Source organism: Pseudoalteromonas sp. RWi3 (genome assembly GCF_054960735.1).
In genome coordinates this window covers 17,274-35,708 of sequence record NZ_JBHNYL010000021.1, presented here as the reverse complement: position 1 = coordinate 35,708, position 18,435 = coordinate 17,274, and the positions used below count along the sequence as shown (strand labels likewise).

The 18,435-nt window shown below is 40.2% G+C and carries 14 protein-coding genes; 10 read left to right on the top strand and 4 right to left on the bottom strand.

Annotation, left to right across the window (positions count from 1 at the left end):
• Positions 1 to 67: 67 nt before the first annotated feature.
• Positions 68 to 2,293, bottom strand: a complete 2,226-nt coding sequence (locus tag ACFI4Z_RS17690) for a S9 family peptidase (RefSeq protein WP_462671697.1) — start codon at positions 2,291 to 2,293, stop codon at positions 68 to 70.
• Between the two features lie 117 nt (positions 2,294 to 2,410).
• Between ACFI4Z_RS17690 and ACFI4Z_RS17685 the strand changes: the two genes are divergently transcribed.
• Both ACFI4Z_RS17685 and ACFI4Z_RS17680 read left to right on the top strand, forming a co-directional pair.
• On the top strand, positions 2,411 to 2,818 hold the full coding sequence (locus ACFI4Z_RS17685; protein ID WP_462671696.1) for an HIT domain-containing protein: 408 nt from the start codon (positions 2,411 to 2,413) through the stop codon (positions 2,816 to 2,818).
• A gap of 35 nt (positions 2,819 to 2,853) precedes the next feature.
• The gene (locus ACFI4Z_RS17680; RefSeq protein ID WP_462671695.1) at positions 2,854 to 3,399 is read left to right on the top strand and encodes a protein tyrosine phosphatase family protein; all 546 of its coding nucleotides are present in this window, start codon (positions 2,854 to 2,856) and stop codon (positions 3,397 to 3,399) included.
• A gap of 43 nt (positions 3,400 to 3,442) precedes the next feature.
• On the opposite strand, the gene ACFI4Z_RS17675 is transcribed toward ACFI4Z_RS17680, so the two are convergent.
• A complete protein-coding gene (locus tag ACFI4Z_RS17675) occupies positions 3,443 to 5,134 on the bottom strand; it encodes a dipeptidyl-peptidase 3 family protein (RefSeq protein ID WP_462671694.1) in 1,692 nt (563 codons plus the stop codon).
• A gap of 274 nt (positions 5,135 to 5,408) precedes the next feature.
• Between ACFI4Z_RS17675 and ACFI4Z_RS17670 the strand changes: the two genes are divergently transcribed.
• A complete protein-coding gene (locus ACFI4Z_RS17670) occupies positions 5,409 to 6,248 on the top strand; it encodes an HDOD domain-containing protein (RefSeq protein WP_462671693.1) in 840 nt (279 codons plus the stop codon).
• 45 nt (positions 6,249 to 6,293) lie between these two features.
• Here ACFI4Z_RS17670 and rdgC read toward each other — a convergent pair whose 3' ends face one another.
• Complete coding sequence (rdgC, locus tag ACFI4Z_RS17665) at positions 6,294 to 7,205, bottom strand: recombination-associated protein RdgC (protein WP_462671692.1); 912 nt, start codon at positions 7,203 to 7,205, stop codon at positions 6,294 to 6,296.
• 143 nt (positions 7,206 to 7,348) lie between these two features.
• On the bottom strand, positions 7,349 to 9,112 hold the full coding sequence (locus tag ACFI4Z_RS17660) for a sensor histidine kinase (protein WP_462671691.1): 1,764 nt from the start codon (positions 9,110 to 9,112) through the stop codon (positions 7,349 to 7,351).
• Positions 9,113 to 9,364: 252 nt separating this feature from the next.
• Here ACFI4Z_RS17660 and ACFI4Z_RS17655 point away from each other — a divergent pair, with 252 nt between their 5' ends.
• From ACFI4Z_RS17655 to ribD, 7 genes are all read left to right on the top strand, one after another.
• Positions 9,365 to 9,730 (top strand): response regulator, encoded by a 366-nt coding sequence (locus tag ACFI4Z_RS17655; RefSeq protein ID WP_099296365.1) that lies wholly within the window; start codon positions 9,365 to 9,367, stop codon positions 9,728 to 9,730.
• 230 nt (positions 9,731 to 9,960) lie between these two features.
• Positions 9,961 to 12,378: a bifunctional aspartate kinase/homoserine dehydrogenase I gene (thrA, locus tag ACFI4Z_RS17650; protein ID WP_462671690.1), complete on the top strand. Its 2,418-nt coding sequence runs from the start codon at positions 9,961 to 9,963 to the stop codon at positions 12,376 to 12,378.
• A 9-nt stretch (positions 12,379 to 12,387) separates the two neighbouring features.
• On the top strand, positions 12,388 to 13,314 hold the full coding sequence (thrB, locus tag ACFI4Z_RS17645) for a homoserine kinase (RefSeq protein ID WP_462671689.1): 927 nt from the start codon (positions 12,388 to 12,390) through the stop codon (positions 13,312 to 13,314).
• Positions 13,315 to 13,332: 18 nt separating this feature from the next.
• Positions 13,333 to 14,616 carry a threonine synthase gene (gene thrC, locus ACFI4Z_RS17640; protein ID WP_462671688.1) on the top strand — a complete coding sequence of 428 codons (1,284 nt, stop codon included), beginning with the start codon at positions 13,333 to 13,335 and terminating at the stop codon, positions 14,614 to 14,616.
• An 875-nt stretch (positions 14,617 to 15,491) separates the two neighbouring features.
• Positions 15,492 to 16,748, top strand: a complete 1,257-nt coding sequence (glyA, locus tag ACFI4Z_RS17635; protein ID WP_099297786.1) for a serine hydroxymethyltransferase — start codon at positions 15,492 to 15,494, stop codon at positions 16,746 to 16,748.
• Between the two features lie 95 nt (positions 16,749 to 16,843).
• Positions 16,844 to 17,293, top strand: a complete 450-nt coding sequence (gene nrdR / locus ACFI4Z_RS17630) for a transcriptional regulator NrdR (RefSeq protein ID WP_462671687.1) — start codon at positions 16,844 to 16,846, stop codon at positions 17,291 to 17,293.
• Position 17,294: 1 nt separating this feature from the next.
• Positions 17,295 to 18,428: a bifunctional diaminohydroxyphosphoribosylaminopyrimidine deaminase/5-amino-6-(5-phosphoribosylamino)uracil reductase RibD gene (gene ribD / locus ACFI4Z_RS17625; protein ID WP_462671686.1), complete on the top strand. Its 1,134-nt coding sequence runs from the start codon at positions 17,295 to 17,297 to the stop codon at positions 18,426 to 18,428.
• Positions 18,429 to 18,435: the final 7 nt, after the last annotated feature.

The window sequence follows — 18,435 nt, the reverse complement described above, 5'->3', positions numbered from 1 at the left end:
AGATAAGCAAAAAAAAGGCTGATTTTTGCAACCAGCCTTTAGTCTTAAACTATTTTAATTCAATAACTTATTTAACATCAAAGTGACGGTTAAAAAAGTTAGTAATAGTTTGATGTAAATGCGTTTGTACTTGTTTACCGCGTAAGCTGTGTTTTGAGCCCGGGTAAGTCATCATTTCAAACTGCTTTTCGTTATCTTGTAATTGTTTAAATAACTTAGTTGCATGGGTAAATAATACGTTGTCATCAGCCATACCATGGTAAATCATCAATGGGCCTTTTAAACCGTCAGCGTACGGGAACACCGCGCTGTTTTTATAACCTTCAGCATTTGTTGCTGGGTGCGATAAATAACGCTCGGTATAATGCGTATCGTATAAAGCCCAATCCGTTACCGGCGCGCCAGAAACACCCGCTTGAAAGTAATCGCCAGCTTTAAACATGGTCATTAATGCCATGTAACCACCATAACTGTGACCATAGATACCAATACGTTGAGGATCTACATAATCAAGCGTTCGTAAGAACTCGACGCCTTTTATCTGATCGGCAACTTCTACTTCACCTAAGTTTTTGTAGATGGCATCTTCAAACTTTTTACCACGGTTGTAAGAACCACGATTGTCGAGTTGAAATACCACGTAACCCTGTTGTGCCATATATTGGAAATATAAGTTTTTACTACGCCAGCTGTTAGTAACACGTTGTGCGTGCGGGCCACCATATACATTAACAAGTACAGGGTGTTTTTTACCATTATTCACTGTTGCAGGTTTAAATAAACGGTAGTGCATAACTTGCCCGTCTTCTGCTGTTAAGGTGCCGTATTCAGGCTCAGCTAACTCGTTAAGGAAAGGGGTTAGTGGGTGGTTATTATCAAGCTTATTTTGTTCAAGCCATGTAATAAATTCACCATTTATTTTGCGAAGTGCAGCTGAGTTAGGTTGATTAACCGACGAGCTATTATCAATAAAGGTTTTGCTGTCTTTAGCCATAACCACTTTATGATAAGCGCCTAGCTCGGTGATGCGTTTTATATTACCTTTTTTGAATAATGGTACGCTGTATAATTGGCTTTCAAGTGGTGTATCTTTGCGGCCAGCAAAATACACAATGCCTTTTTTCTCATCAATACCTTTTAGACTATCAACAACCCAGTCTCCGCGGGTTATTTGACGAACAAGTTTGCCATTAGTACGGTAAAGGTAAAGGTGTTTAAAGCCATCACGTTCAGACGCCCATACAAAATGCTTTTTGTCTTTTAAGAACTGTAAGTCAAAATGTAAGTTGATCCACGTGTCGCTGGTTTCAGTTAGGGCAACTTTTTGTTTTTTAGTGTTGGCGTTGTAAAAGCGCAGTTCTAATTTATGCTGTGAGCGGTTTTGCCATTGGTAAGATAATGTGGTGTCATCTTCTAACCATTTTGCACGCGCAATATAGATATCTTCATTTTTACCTAAATCAATCCAATCAGTTTGTTGGTTATTAATTTTTACCACACCCAGTTGAATTTTTACGTTGTTAGTGCCGGTAAACGGATAGCGTTGGTTAAAAAGCTTCACTTCATCGGCGTAAATTTCATTACGGATGGCTTCTTTTACAGGACTTTCATCAATGCGGGTAAAGGCAATTTTAGACTCATCACCTGCCCACCAGTAGCCTGTCATGCGGCCCATTTCTTCTTGCGCAACAAATTCAGCCATGCCGTTTTTAATTACGCCACCGCCATCTTTGCTAAGTTGAATTTCTTTACCTGATTCAAGGTTAAGCGCATATAAATTTTGTTCACGTATAAAAGATACGAAATTCCCTTTTGGTGAGAAACGAGCATCGGTTTCAAATGCGTCTGTATCTGTTAGTTTGCGGCTTTTTGCTGAGGCTAAATCGTAAAAATATAGGTCGCCATTTAGCGGGAAAAGAAGTGCTTTACCATCCTTTGACCATTTATACTCCAAAATACCTTTACCAAAAATGCGCTGGCGTTCACGGCGGGCTTTTTCTTCGTCTGATAGGTTTTCAGGGCCAGAAAACAGTTGTGCCGAATCGACTAATAAGCGGTTTTTGTTGTCTTTTAGATTGTATTCCCATAAATCATAGCGGTTGTAATCGTCAGTTTTACCTTGTAGGTAAGTAACACGGCTACCATCAGGCGAAAACTTCAGTTGCACAGGGGCTTTGCCCGCTAAACTAGGATCGTCAAAGATACGCTCTAACGTGAGAGGTTTTGCCTGCACGGTTAGTGTTGTAGCTACTAAGGGCAGAGCCCATGAGAGGTGTTTGATTTTTTTTAACACGTAATTACCTTCGCTCGAATAAAAACTGCCATGATGTTAAAGCCAAGCGTGGGCAACTGCAACTAAATGCTATAAAGTAGTTTAAATGCTCCATTGAGATAAATAAAAGGAATAAAAATGACTGTTAAATTTGCTTTAGCACCAGAGCTGGCCCGTGATTGTATTGATGTGGCTGACTGGCCTCTTTGCAAAGTGCTATTAATGAATGATAGCCAGTACCCTTGGTTTATTTTAGTGCCTCGTAAAGCAGGCCTAAAAGAGAGCATCGATTTAAGTGAAACAGAGCAAATTGTTTTAATGCAAGAGTCGGCTAAGCTAAGTCGATTGCTACAAGATATTTTCTCCCCAGATAAGCTCAATGTTGCAGCGCTGGGTAACATGGTGCCACAGCTACATATTCATCATATTGCCCGCTATAAATCGGATGCTGCATGGCCTGCACCTGTATGGGGAAAGTATCCAGCAGTTCCCTACAAAGATGAACAATTAGAAAAGCTTAAAGATATTTTTACAACAGGGTTGTAGCAGCTAAGTAATATTCATAGGTAAAGGAAAGTAAATTGAGATTCACAACGCTCTTGCTCGCGGGGTTTTTAGTTTTATTACCCCTTAGCTTATCAGCTATAGCAAAACAGGCCGACTCAGTCATAAGTGAAAATACAGCAGCTATCAATAGCGTAAAAACCCCTAATTTTGCTTCCCATGAAGGGCAAGTTTATTCATCAGGTCAGCCTGCTAAAGACGAACTAAAAATACTAGCTCAGAAGGGCATTAAACATGTTATCAATTTACGTTCTCGTCATGAGCAAAACTGGGATGAAAGCGAATTAGTTAAGCAATTAGGCATGACCTATCATTCATTACCAATTACAGGCGCAGAAGATATAAATACTGAGAATGCAGCTAAATTAACAGCGCTTATCAACAAGCTTAAAGGGGAAGGGGTGCTAGTGCATTGTGCAAGCAGTAACCGTGTAGGTGCATTAATAGCAATTTCTGCGCATTTAAAAGGCTTTAATAATGAAGCGGCAATCGATGAGGGCAAACGTTGGGGCTTAAAAAGCTTAAAGCCAGTTGCTCAGAGCGTTATTAACAATCAACATTAAAAGAATGAGCGGCATGGAGGTCGCTCATTCACTTTATATTTTATTAAAGTCCTAAAACGTCTTTACCCTGTTTAAAGGTTACATCCACAGGAATGTTGGCTTGGCTGAGCTTTTCTAAGTCTTTAGCAAGTTCTGACTTAATGTCACCATGGGTGGCAATAAGTTGATCTACTTTTTGATAATCACCATCCCCTTGTAGTGTCAAAATAAGGTTCGATAATTTAGCCATTGCCTGACCCATTTTTTCCATATTTACACGGTAAAGGCCTTGCTCGTTTTTAGAGAAAGCACCTTCTTGGGCAAAAAAGTTAAAACGGATCATGTTTGCTTTGCCATGCGCACTTGAGGCACCAAAACGCACTGAACGGAAAATACCCGCCATAAACGTGGTGTAGTAATCTTCCAATGTGCCTTGCGTGATTTCGCCCTTTTTAAGTAATTGTTCAACCATGTAAAGGCCAAGGATGTCTGCTTTTCCTTCTTCAAGCGCACTGGCGTGTTCTTGTAAAGACTGTCGAACGGTTCCTTTACCTGTGATTGTGTTTTTGATACCTAAACCGTGGGCAACTTCGTGGAACATAGTGTTAGCAAAAAACGCGTCAAAAGTAATGTGCTTACGTTGCTCTGGTACAATCAATTGCGCTGCGATAGGTACTAAAATTTTATCAAACTTAGCGCGCATGGCATTTTTAAGTTGTAGACGACGTGTACCCTTTTCAAGCTGAACTTGCTCATCATTTGGTAGGTTGATAGCTATTGTTTTACTACCCGCATTTGAGTGACCTGCATAGTAAACAACGTCGTATGCGTTTAGGTCTGCATCAGAACCTGGTACTTCTTGTTTGTATTTAGCATCAACAGGCAGCCCTTTTTGGAGCTCTGGTAAAAAGGCTGCAAATTTAGCCAAGCGCTCGCTCCATGCTAAATCTTTTACTAATACATAAGACTCAAATGCTGCACGTGAACCAAATAATTGATCTTCATATGTTTCGATTGGGCCAATAACCACATCAATAGGATTATTTTTCATGTCCATCCATGCTAAGTCAGATGCTTGGTATTCATCGCTGAGTAGCGCATCGGCACGAAGATTTAAGTAGTTCGCGAATTCTTTATCATCAGCAAGTTTACTTGCTTCTCGCAGCAGGGCAGCTGCTTTTTCAAGTGCTTGTGCATACTCAATGGAGTAATCAACGGTATAAAGCTTACCTGCTTCATCACGCTTTACGATAGAGTAAAGCCCGTTTTTATTTTCAACGTCTGCATTATTAAGTTCTTCTTTTGTTATGTCTGCAGGATAAAATTGTGCGCCAGGTGCTTTTTCTTCATAACCTGATAAAAACACTTGGTCACCATTTAAGCGGTCCCAAGGGCCGTAGTTTATAGCGGCAAACTTTTGCACTTCAGGGTCGTTTATTTTTGCTAAAAAGCTGGCTTTGTCTTCACCAAATGCTTGACGCCAAAATAGGTCATCCATGATTTTTGATGCATCGATTAACGTTGCGATCATGGCTTTTTGATTGTCAGTCAAATGCGAAAGATCTGTGGTTAAGCTAAAGTCAGTATAAATAGCTAAGCGATCTTTATCGGCATTAATAAGTTGCTGCGAGATTGGTTTTTGAGTTTCATTTTTAGCTGATGTCTCTGAGTTTGGGGTTGTAGCTTGCTCTGAGCATGCACTAAGAAAAGCGGCACCGCATAAAACGAGTGCTTTGCTAATTTGGTTAAGAGTCATTTTATTGCCTGTTAAAAGAGAAGTTAATAGCCAGTCACTTTGGGTTACTAGCTTTGCTTGAATAACGCATTAAAGCAAACCTTAAGCGCAAATAGCAAGTTTACTGCAATTTTATAAACAGACAGGATAAAGTGGGCTTAGTTATAAAATAAGCGAGATAATTTTAGTAATTTCCTTAACTTTAGCGAGAACTTAGACAATACTGTGGGTATAACAAATAAAAGTTCCATAGCTTGGCTTTTTCAGCAAGCTAACAACAAAGGATGACACATTTATGTCAACAGAAAACGCACTATTAACCATTTTGGTTGACCGAATTAATAATGACACTCTCGTGTTACCTACATTGCCAGAAATTGCTATTCGCGTTCGTCAAGCGGCAGATGACCCTGATGTAAACTTAATGCAGATGGCTGATGTAATATCTCATGATCCGGCATTAGCTGCGCGCATGATCAAAGTGGCAAACAGTGCATTTATGGGACGCTCAGTTAAAGTATCCAATTTAAACCAAGCTGTAACTCGTATTGGCTTAAGGCAAATTAAGAATATTGCAACAGCTATGGCTATGGAGCAACTCTTTGTGTCTCATAATGAGTTAATCAAAGGCTATATGGATAAAGCATGGCAAAAAACGCTTAAGGTGGCGTGCCACTCTATAACTCTTATGGAGTTCTTCTTAAAAGAAAACAAGCAAACCTCACTAAATCGAGACACAATTACCTTGGCAGCTCTTGTGTATAATATCGGTGTATTACCTATTTTAACAGAGGCTGAACGTCATCCTGAGGTGTTTGCAAACCCAAGCTTTTTAGCTCATGCGATTCAAAAACTGAGTGGAAAAGTAGGGGGCGCCATTATGCGCGCTTGGGAGTTTACTGATGAATTTGTGGAAGTAGCTGAGAGTTGGGCAAATCCAAATTATCGCCCAGAGCATATTTGTTACGTTGATTTCATTCGCATCGGTGCGATTATGGAAGGAATTCTTCAAGTTTCTGATAAGTCAGCTGCTTTACAGATGTATATTGATAAAGGCACTATCTCTTCTTTAGATGTGTTTACAACTGATGAATACAATGAAATGTTAGATGATGTGAAGTCTGTTTTTAGCTAATAAAGTTATAGTAATAAGCGCCATCACGGCGCTTATTTTTTAAGGTTAAGCTAGATCGTCAGCATCACCCAAACCCGATGTTAGCTCTTCTAACATTTGCTTTATTTCTTCAGAAGCTAAAATAAAATCAGCATCAAGCTTAATCATCATGTCTTCTTTTGGAATATCCGCGTTTTCTTCTTTAAGTGTTTCAGAATAGCTTAAACGCTTTATAGAGCCATCATTTTGTAGCATAAACTTCAGGCGCTCTTGCCAATCAAGAGCTAGCTTAGTCACTCGCTTACCACTTTCAAGGTGCGATTTCACTTCATCACACGCAAGATCATGACCTTTAAGTTTTACTTGCGCGCCACTGTCGTCCGCTTCTTCAAGCTCTGCATCAGAACCAATGGCAAAACCTTCTGGTGTACTAAAGTTAGTTAACCAGTCGGTTAGAAATACGTCTAAATCATAGTTTGCAAAGGCAGGTACTACAGGCAATGTGCCCAGTGATTTACGTAAAAGTGCTAATAGTTCCTCAGCTTTGTTGAAACTACCACTATTTACAACTACCCAGCCGTTTTCTTGATCAATAAAGGCAAACTGTAAGCTCGATTTTTTGAAAGCTTGAGGTAATAAAGTGTGAAGAATATTTTCTTTAAGCTCATCTTTTTCTTTTTTCTTTACGGGGCGATTTTCTTCAGCTTCGATTTGCTCAATTTTCTCTGCAACCATTTCATTTACAACGGCAGCAGGTAAAACTTTTTCTTCGCGTTTTGCGCACACTAAGATACTTTTTTGAGAAAAGTGTGAAAGTGACTCACCGTGTTTACCAAAGGCTTTGGTCCAGCCAAACGTGCTTGAGTCCTGGCTGCCGCAAGGGCGAAACACATCTTGCTCTAGGGCGTTATCAAAGTCTTCTTGAGTGTATGAAACATCTTGCTTAAAGCGGTAACAAATAAGGTTACTAAACCACATAGGGGATTTGATCCATTTGGTAAATTTGCTCAATCATAACAATAAAAACAGGATGCTGAAATGACTGATTTGTTAACTTGATAGCCAACCTTTAGTGAATGCTTAGTAATTGAACTAAGCATTCAGCTAGGTTAAAAAAGGCACTAGTTATTAAAAATAGAAAGTGGCTTTGGCATGTCTTTAGGGAAGCTAATATGGTAATGGAGGCCATTACCTGGTGAACTTGATACGTCGATATCACCACTAAGCGTTTGCTTAACTAAGTTAAATGTAATGTGTGTACCTAAACCACTTCCACCTTGGTCGCGTTTAGTGGTAAAAAATGGGTCAAACAGCTTTTCTAGTTGTTGTTCGCTCACACCATTACCGTTGTCTTTAAAATCAATAACAACGTAATTATCATCATCCTTGATAATGATATCAATGATGCCATTTTCTAATCCATCAAAACCGTGAATCAATGAATTCATGATTAAATTAGTGAAAATCTGACTTATCGCCCCTGCGGGTAAGTTCAGTGTTAGCTCTTCAGGGCAATCTAAATTTATATGGTGGCTAGTATTCTTAATCTTAGGGTGCAACGAGCGAATTACTTCTCCCAGATACTCTTTAAAATTAATAGTCCGCACAGCTTCACTTGCTTGGTCGACAGCTATTTGCTTAAAGCTGGCGACAAGCTCTGACGCTCTATCAAGGTTACTGGTTAATAAGCTAGTGCTTTGTTTAGCGTCGTTAATAAACTCTTCCAATGCTTTTGGCGACAATGTTTTATCTTTGTAGGCGGCTTCAATTTGAACAAGTCGCTCTTGTAAAAACGATGTAGCTGTAACACCTATCCCTACAGGTGTATTGATGTCGTGAGTAATACCTGCGACTAAGCCACCCAATGCAGCCATCTTTTCCGAACTAACTAAACGTTCCTGAGCAATATTTAACTCATCAACATAGCGTTGTAGCTGAGTTTGCTTGGTAAGGAGTTCTTGCTCTGTATGGCGGCGTAGATCAACTTCATCAGTCAATGTTAGCTTTTGTTTTTCTAGTTCATATTTTTGCTGTTGTAAGTCCATCATTGCTTGGCTCAAATTAGAGGTCTTTCGTGCCACTTCTTGCTCTAACTGTAGATTTTGTTGGTCAAGCTTTTCATTACTGATAATAAGTTCTTTTTGAGTGTGCTCAAGCTCTTTACGGTATTGCACTACTTTGTCTATTAATGTATTGAAAGACTGCTCCATAACTTTTAATTCGTTATGCTCAGTTGTTTCAATATTGATGTGTTGTCCTTCAATATCATTCAGTTCTAAATCTTCTATTTGCTCAGTTAATTGAGCAAGAGGATCAGTCAATAGTTTTCTAAAGGCCATTAAAAATAGAATGATCAAAAATGTGGTTTTGATCATCGCATTACCTATTAAAAAGTAAATTGAGATCATAATTCGGCTAAAGACAACTTCTCTACTTGAGAAAAGGGTCACGTCACCTACTTGAGTGGCGCGTCCTGAAAATTCAAAAATTAAAGGGAAAGTGTAACCAAATAAACCTGAAGGAGTATCTTCAATAATCGCCTCTTCTTGAACAAGCTGTTGACTGTATAGTTCTCGTATATCTAATGAGCGACCTAGTTGTGATATTATTTCACCGCTGTCATCGCGTACAATAATGCCCTCAATCATTGGGATCGCAAGTAGCCCTTCAGCAGTTGTGATGGTTTGCTTTGTGTTTAACTCCCAAATTGCGCGAGTTAAACTACGGCTAAATGTTTTTTGTAACGTAGTTAGCTCGTTGCGAATGTAATCTTTAGTATTGATATATTCAGCAATTACTTGGCCGCAAGTGACGACAAATGTAAGTAAAAAGTAGACAGATAATACGCTGGTCAATAGCTTTTTTGAGAGACTTTTTTGTAGCATGGATTGTCCATAGCTCCTTGGTGGCAATTGAATTACGTTTTGCTTTTACTAAAGTTAGCTAATAAACGTATAAAAATAAATAAAAGAATTGTTTATTAAGCAACAAAGTAAGGAAATTTTCTTTTTTTAGCAAAAACTTAAGCTTATCTCATTTTATTATTTGTGATATAAAATCTATTATCATTTGTCAAAACGCAATGAGTGTATGATCCACTTATTAACTTTTTTATTCTTAATCTAGTAGTTAAAGGTATGAATTTTTCTGTATTAGTCTGTGACGACTCAACTGTAGCACGTAAGCAAGTAGTGCGCTGTTTAAATGAATGTATTGATGCAGATATCAAGCAGGCTAAAAACGGTAAAGAAGCACTTGAATTAATGAAGACCCAGAGCTTTGACCTACTGTGTCTTGATTTAACCATGCCTGAAGTTGATGGCGTGCAGGTATTAGAAGCGATAAGAGCACAAAAAATTGAGTGTTTTGTTTTGGTTATTTCAGCGGATATCCAAGAAAAAATGAAGCTGCGCGTTACTCAACTAGGGGCTATCGACTTTATTCACAAGCCAATAGATAAACCAAGGTTGAAAGAAGTTTTGCATAAATTTGGCATTCGTTAGTTTCTAATATAACCAAAAGACATAATTTATCTTTTTAAGTAGGGTTGACAGTATAGCCTCATTTAGGGCAGTCTAAAGGCTATGAAAACATATAATCACGTACTGACCATTATTATTACAACCACCATTCTTACTGGATAGTGGCATAGGTCGGTGCAACAAATTTAAAGGCCTGTGTTCACTAAGAACACAGGCCTTTTTTCGTTTTATGGAATGAGGAAACATAAAAAATGCGAGTATTAAAATTTGGTGGGTCATCACTTGCCGACTTTGCGTGTTTACAACAGGTAGCTCAGTTAGTTAAAGCACAGTTAAAAGATGAAATGTTATTGGTATTGTCAGCGCCAGGCGGTATGACCGATTCTTTAGTTGCATTGGCAAGTAGTGCAGAGCAAGGGCTTGATTACAGCGACCAATGGCACGCTTTAACGCAGCGTTGTGAAAGCTTAAAAAGTGCGGTAGAAGCCGATTTTGGTCAAGTCGAGAACTGGCCTGATCTTGATGAATTAAGCAATAAACTGGCAGGCGTAAAACTTATTAAATGTTGCCCTGATCAAGTACGTGCGTATGTTATTAGTTTTGGTGAGCGTGTTAGTGTGTCACTAATGCAGTGTTTATTGGGCTCGCACTGTGCACGTTATTTAGAAGCGACAGCTTGTATCGCTTCTACAGGTGGTCATATTGATGCTGAAGCTGACTTAGCTGTAAGCAAGGTTCGTTTTCAAGCAGCGTTAAAAGAAAGCCCTGCCAGTATTTATATCATGCCTGGTTTTACGGCAAGTAATGAACAAGGTGAGCTGACAACACTTGGCCGAAATGGCTCTGATTATTCAGCAGCAATCGCAGCTGCTTGCTTAGAAGCTGATGTATGCCAAATCTGGACTGATGTAGATGGCGTTTATAATGCCGATCCTCGCTATATTAAAAAGGCAACTAAGGTCGATTTCTTGTCTTATAAAGAAGCGATGGAGCTATCTTATTTTGGTGCTAAAGTACTTCACCCAAAAACAATTTTACCGTGCGCAAAAGCGGGCGTGCCATGTGAAATAAAAAATACGCATAACCCTGAGGCGCAAGGCTCATTGATTGGTAATGATTACTCATCAGATGAACCCGTAAAAGCGCTGTCTAGTTTACAAGATCTTGCCATGTTAACGGTTTCGGGCCCTGGCATGAAAGGTAAAGTAGGTATGGCATCAAAGGTATTTAATGCCCTTGCCCATGATAACGTATCAATTGTGTTAATCACGCAATCGTCGTGTGAATTCAGTATCAGCTTTTGCGTTCATGAATCAGATTTAGCTCTTGCACTGGAAGCTTTACAAACGGCTTTTGAACTAGAGTCGCAAGCGGGCTTAATTGAACCAGTACAAGTGCAGCGTAATTTAGCGATTGTGACCCTAGTTGGTGACAACATGCGCGCGCACAAAGGTTTAGCTGCTAAGTTTTTTGCCTCCTTAGCACAAGCACAAGTTAACATTGTTGCGATTGCACAAGACTCGACTGAAAGTGCTATCTCAGCGGTTATCGACGGCGAACTGTGTAACGATGCCGTCAAAGTGTGCCACGAAAACTTTTTCACTCATATTCCATCAATTGATGTGTTTTTACTGGGCTGTGGCTTAGTCGGTCAAGAGTTAATTCAACAGTTAGAGCGCCAACAATCGTGGCTTGAAAAGCGTAACATTAAACTTAATTTGTATGGCGTTGCTAACTCTCGTCAACTTCATTTAGACAGTGAAGGGGTGAAATTTAATGATTGGCAGCAAAAGCTCGCGGCATCAGAGCAAGCGTTTGACTTAAAGCTGGTTGAACAATTTGTAAAGCAAAATCATTTAATCAACCCGGTGCTGGTTGATTGTACTTCTTCGGATGCATTAGCTGCACAATATGTTGACTTTTTAAATGCTGGTTTTCATGTCGTTGCGGCCAATAAAAAAGCCACAACTAGCTCGTATATTTATTACCAAGATTTAATTAGTGCAACGCAAAAAAATAACCGCAAGTTTTTATACGAAACCAACGTAGGCGCTGGCCTTCCGGTTATTGATAACTTACAGTCGCTATTTGGTGCAGGTGATGAGTTACTTGAATTCAGCGGTATTTTATCTGGTTCGTTGTCGTACATGTTTGGCGCGCTAGAAGATGGCTTATCTCTATCAGAGGCCACTGTGAAAGCGAAGGAAAGCGGCTTTACTGAACCCGATCCGCGGGATGACTTATCAGGTACTGATGTTGCACGTAAACTTTTAATCATTGCTCGCGAAGCTGGGTTAAAACTAGAGCTCAGTGATATCGAAGTTGAATCTGTGCTACCACAAGGGTTTGCACAAGATGACAGTGTAGATGATTTTATGGCCAAGCTGCCGAGTTTAGATGCCGCATTTAATGACCGTATCCAAAGTGCAGCAAGTGAAGGCAAAGTGCTGCGTTATGTTGGCACAATTAAGCAAGGTCACTGCAAAGTTGGTATTGAGGCTGTTGATTCAAGCCATGCACTGAGTGTAATTCGTGATGGTGAAAACGCATTAGCAATTTTAAGTGAGTACTACCAACCGCGCCCGTTTGTTATTCGTGGTTATGGCGCAGGCTCTGCGGTGACAGCCGCGGGTGTATTCGCTGATATTTTAAAAACATTGTCGCGTTAGGAGAGGGCTATGATTGAAGTATATGCTCCGGCTTCTATCGGTAATTTTGCGGTAGGGTTTGATGCCTTAGGTGCAGCACTTGCACCCATTGATGGCACTTTATTGGGTGATGTAGTCGCTGTTAGTCAAGCACCTACTGATGAGTTTATTTGCTCTGGTGACTATGCCCATAAGCTACCCAGTGACGCCAGCGAAAATTTAGCATATCAATGTTTGGTGCATTTTCGTGAACAAGTTGCACCTAACATGCCTACGGTTAAGCTGGAGCTTAAAAAAAACTTACCGATTGGCTCAGGGTTAGGATCAAGTGCTTGCTCAGTGGTTGCCACATTTGCAGCGCTTGATAAGTTTGCTGATACAAAGCTTAGTCAGGTTGCACTCATTGAGTTAATGGCTGACTTTGAAGCCATTGTCAGTGGGGGTCGTCATTATGACAATATTACTCCATGTTACTTAGGTGGGTTGCAGCTAACGGGCGATTTAATCCCTGACAAATCACTGGCGTTACCTGTCGATGATAGCTGGTATTACGTGGCGGCTTTTCCTGGTTTTTCACTCAATACAGCCAAGGCTCGTTCGGTGTTACCCACACAGTTAAGCATGCATGCGAGTGTAGAATTTGCCCAGCGTTTATCGGCGTTTAGCACGTTACTGCTCACCAGCCGCTTTGATGATGCTTTATCAATTATGAGTGATGAAATAGCCGAACCACACCGCGCGCCGCTTATCTTTGGGTTTAGCGAAGCGAAAGCAGCGCTACCTGAACTAGGCGCTGAAATTGTCAGTATTTCAGGAGCGGGACCTACGTTATTTACTGTGTGTAAAACGCTTGAAGCTGCAAAGCAGTGTGAGCAATGGTTACAAAGTAATTATATAAACGAACAAGGCTTTTGCCATATCTGTAAGCTTGATAACGCCGGCACGCGTCAGCTATAAGAATTTAAGGAACTAATAATGCAATTACATAATTTAAAAGACGACATGCAAAAAGTGTCGTTTGTTGAAGCCGTTAAAACAGGCTTAGGGCGTAATCAAGGGGTGTTTTTTCCTGAATCGTTAGCACCTATGGCAGATATTGATGCCTTGCTTGATATGGATTTTGTCAGCCGTAGTTCGGCGATTTTATCGCACTTGATTGGCGATGAACTCCCAGCAGATACCGTTGCAAAAATGGTGCAAAATGCCTTTAACTTCCCGGTTAAATTAGTCCAAGTAGAAGAAAATATTTATTGCCTAGAGCTCTTTCATGGGCCAACCCTTGCGTTTAAAGACTTTGGTGGGCGTTTTATGGCGGAGTGTTTAACGCAGTTCAGCCAAGGCGAAAAAACGACTATTTTAACTGCTACCTCTGGGGATACTGGCGCAGCTGTAGCACATGCTTTTTACAATAAACCAAATATCGACGTGGTAATTTTATACCCTAAAGGCAAAATATCACTGGCTCAGCAAAAGCTCTTTACGACTCTTGGCAATAACATTCATTGTTATGCGGTTGAGGGCAGCTTTGATGATTGCCAAAGCATGGTAAAAAATGCCTTTTTAGATGATGAAGTAAAAACACGTCTAGGCTTGAATTCAGCGAACTCAATTAATATTAGCCGTTTAGTTGCACAAGTATGCTATTACTTTGAAGCCATCGCACAGCTACCAAAAGAAAAACGTGCAACGGCGCATGTTTCAGTGCCAAGTGGTAACTTTGGTAACGTATGCGCTGCGATGATCGGTGCTGTAATTGGCTTACCTGTTGCTAAACTCAGCGCCACAACTAATCAAAATGATACTGTGCCGCGCTTTATTGCAGATAAAAACTGGGCACCTAATGCAACAATCGAGTCACTGTCAAACGCAATGGACGTGAGTAAGCCTAATAACTGGCCTCGCGTGCAAACCATGCTTGATAACAACTGGTTTAGTTATGAGAATTTTTATTCAACCAGTGTTGATGAAAACGACACCCAAGCAGTAATGAAAAAAATTCAAAAAACAGGGTATGTTGCAGAGCCACACACGGCTATTGCTTATCAAGGTTTGAAAGCAAACTTAGCCACAGGTAGTGCAGGGATATTTTTAGCCACCGCACACCCGGCTAAGTTTAAAGAAAGTGTTGAAGAGATTTTAGATATTGAACTTGATATGCCAAAACCACTTGCAGATGCCCTTGCTAAGCCATGTTTAGCACAGGATATTAAAAATGATTATGAAGAATTACGAAACATTATTTTAGAAAAGCTAGGTTAAACCTAAAGTGCAACAGCAGCGAAATAAGCAATGCTGTTGCACTCTAAGCTAGAGCCGTAATTAAAGTATTCTTTTACCAGTGAAGCAGTTAATTACACCATTGAGCGTGAGCGCCTGTTTAATACTCTCAGCAATATTATCAGCATCGCGATTAAACACAGTATTAAACCTGCAATTGTCACTATTTGATAAGGAGCCCATCTAATCAAAAGTAGTGCGCAAGTTAATAAAAGAAAGGGTTTAAACTCGTAGTAGTAATAGTACTTCTTTACTTTTTTGCGGTTAACTTTGTGATCAACCCGTCGAGCGTTAGAGCGTAATCGCCAAATGTTAGCACCATTTAAAAACACTAGAATACCAATCGCTGTTGGGATAATAGAGCTTGCTATAAGTAAGCAACTTGCACCAAAGGTGAAGTAAAAATAGGGAATCGATTCGTATATAGGTTTTGCGAGCATAGCGGTCAAAGTATCATCCTTGATCAAATTTCATTAAATTGTAGTTTAAATAGAAACGTATGCAATGTGATTGTATACCCAAATCACCTCAAAATTCAGAATTCAGCGTTTCACAAAGGCTTAATATCAAGGCGTTACTTTGCAAGAATGGCCATCCCTTTTAAAAAAGTAACAACGATGAGAGTAAGTGCCTGTTAGGCACCTTGAGGTGGTTTGGGTATATTATAATTGTAAATGCTTAGGTAGTATGTTTATTAATAATACTTATGCTTTTATAAAAAAATATCATTACAAAAACACTGTGAATTAATTTCAATCCCTGTTTAAATATGTTCAACATAAGAGCATAGGCAAATTGACGTTTTCAGCGTATAATTCAGCCTTCAAAATACCATACACGTTGCCCTAGGAGCCCCCATGTTAGAACGTAGCATGAATATTTCGGATTTCGATCCAGAGTTATTTGCAGCAATCAATAAAGAGACTGCACGTCAAGAAGAGCACATTGAGTTAATTGCATCTGAAAACTATTGTAGCCCACGCGTATTAGAAGCGCAGGGGTCACAGCTTACAAATAAATATGCAGAAGGCTACCCGGGCAAGCGTTACTACGGTGGTTGTGAACATGTTGATGTGGTTGAGCAACTTGCTATTGACCGTGCAAACGAATTATTTGGTTCTGATTACGCAAACGTACAGCCTCATGCTGGTTCTCAAGCAAACGCAGCTGTGTTTTTAGCACTTTTAGAGGCGGGTGATACAGTACTAGGTATGAGCTTAGCGCATGGCGGCCACTTAACTCACGGTTCTCACGTAAGCTTCTCTGGTAAACTTTACAATGCGATCCAATACGGACTTGATGAAGTAACAGGCGAAATTGATTACGCACAAGTTGAAGCTTTAGCGCTTGAGCACAAGCCAAAAATGATCATCGGTGGTTTCTCTGCATACTCAGGTATTGTTGATTGGGCTAAATTCCGTGAGATTGCAGATAAAGTAGGTGCATATTTATTTGTTGATATGGCTCACGTTGCAGGTCTTATTGCAGCAGGTGTATACCCAAGTCCTGTAAAGCATGCTCACGTTGTTACTACAACAACACATAAAACACTTGCTGGCCCTCGTGGTGGTTTAATTATCTCAGCATGTGGCGATGAAGCTATTTATAAAAAGCTTAACAGCGCTGTTTTCCCAGGTGGCCAAGGTGGTCCTTTATGTCACATTATTGCTGCAAAAGCAGTGGCATTTAAAGAAGCATTACAACCTGAGTTTAAAGAATACCAAACACAGGTTGTTAAAAATGCACAAGCAATGGTTGCGGTAATGCAAGAGCGCGGCTACAAAATTGTTTCTGACAAAACTGAAAACCACTTGTTCTTACTTGATCTAATCGATAAAGACATTACTGGTAAAGACGCTGATGCAGCATTAGGTAATGCAAATATCACTGTAAACAAAAACTCAGTACCAAATGACCCACGTTCTCCGTTTGTTACGTCTGGTTTACGTATTGGCTCACCTGCAATCACGCGTCGTGGCTTTAAAGAAGCTGAGTCAAAAGAGCTTGCAGGTTGGATTTGTGATGTTCTAGACAACATTAATGATGAGTCAGTACAAGCGCAGGTAAAAGAGAAAGTTCAAGCTATCTGTAAAAAATTACCTGTGTACGCTTAATCACAGGAATTTAGATAACATCAGCAATGTTTTTTGCTATCATAAAGGCCGCCCTAGAGCGGCCTTTTTGTTTTTAGTTACGGAATTTACACTATATGCATTGCCCTTTTTGCTCTGAGAAAGATACCAAAGTGATTGATTCGCGTTTAGTTGGTGGTGGTCACCAAGTAAGACGCCGTCGTGAATGTAACGAATGCCATGAGCGTTTTACCACTTTCGAGGGTGCTGAGTTGGTTATGCCGCGAGTTATTAAACAAGATGGCAGTCGCGAACCTTTCAACGAAGATAAACTCCTTAACGGGTTACACCGTGCCTTAGAGAAACGCCCTGTAAGCACCGAGCAAGTTGATGAGGTAGTTAATATTATCAAATCTCAATTGCGTGGAACCGGTGAGCGAGAGATCTCTAGTCATCTCGTTGGCGAATGCATCATGGAATCATTAAAAAAGCTTGATAAAGTAGCTTATGTTCGGTTTGCTTCGGTTTATCGCTCATTTGAAGACATTCGAGAGTTTGGTGAAGAAATAGCACGCTTAGGAGAGTAGCATGAGCGTTCAAATGTTCACTGAGCAAGATCATCACTATATGGCTCGGGCGATAGAGTTAGCTAGTTTAGGTCGATTTACAACAACGCCAAACCCTAATGTAGGCTGTGTGTTAGTTAAAGATAATGTCGTAATAGGTGAAGGGTTTCATCAGGTCGCGGGCCAAGGGCATGCTGAAGTAAACGCTCTTGCCATAGCTGGTGAAAAAGCAAAAGGGGCAACGGCCTATGTGACTCTTGAACCCTGTAGCCACTTTGGCAGAACCCCGCCTTGCGCTCAAGCATTAAAAGAAGTCGGCGTCAGCAAGGTAATAGCAGCTATGGTTGACCCTAATCCTCAGGTTGCAGGAAAGGGGTTGGCGATATTAGCGAGTGCTGGCATTGAAGTTGCCTCAGGGTTACTTGAGCAACAGGCGCGATTGTTAAACCGAGGCTTTTTAAAGCGTATGGAACAAGGCTTGCCCTTTGTGACATGTAAAATGGCTGCGAGTTTAGATGGTAAAACAGCTCTAAAAAATGGCCAAAGTAAATGGATCACTGGCACACAAGCTCGCCAAGATGTGCAGTTATTCAGAGCACAAAGCTGTGCCATCTTAACGGGTGCAGATACGGTACTAATTGACGATGCTAAGCTCAATGTACGTAATAATGAACTGCCTCAAGCGTTACCAACAGATTTACCACTTCGCCAGCCAATACGCGTTATTGTCGATTCTCAAAACCGCTTAACGCCTGATCTCGCTTTGTTCAGTATTGAAAGTGAGATCATTATTCTTACAACTAAGCTTGATAAATCGATTCAATGGCCTCATTACGTTACCCATATTGAAGTGCCCGAAAAATCTCAAAAAGTAGATTTACTCGCTGCATTGCAAATCCTAGCTAAAAGACAAATAAATACTGTATGGCTTGAAGCTGGTGCGACATTGGCCGGTGAGATGACCCAGCAAAATCTAATTGATGAATTTATAGTGTATGTTGCACCTAAACTATTAGGGAATGATGCAAAAAGCTTACTAAACTTTGCAACTCTAACCAGTATGCAAGATACTATTAACCTAACAATTAGTGATTGTGCGCTAATTGGCGGTGATATTCGTATCACCGCTAGTGTGACGGCCACCAAATCGTCTTAATTTATTT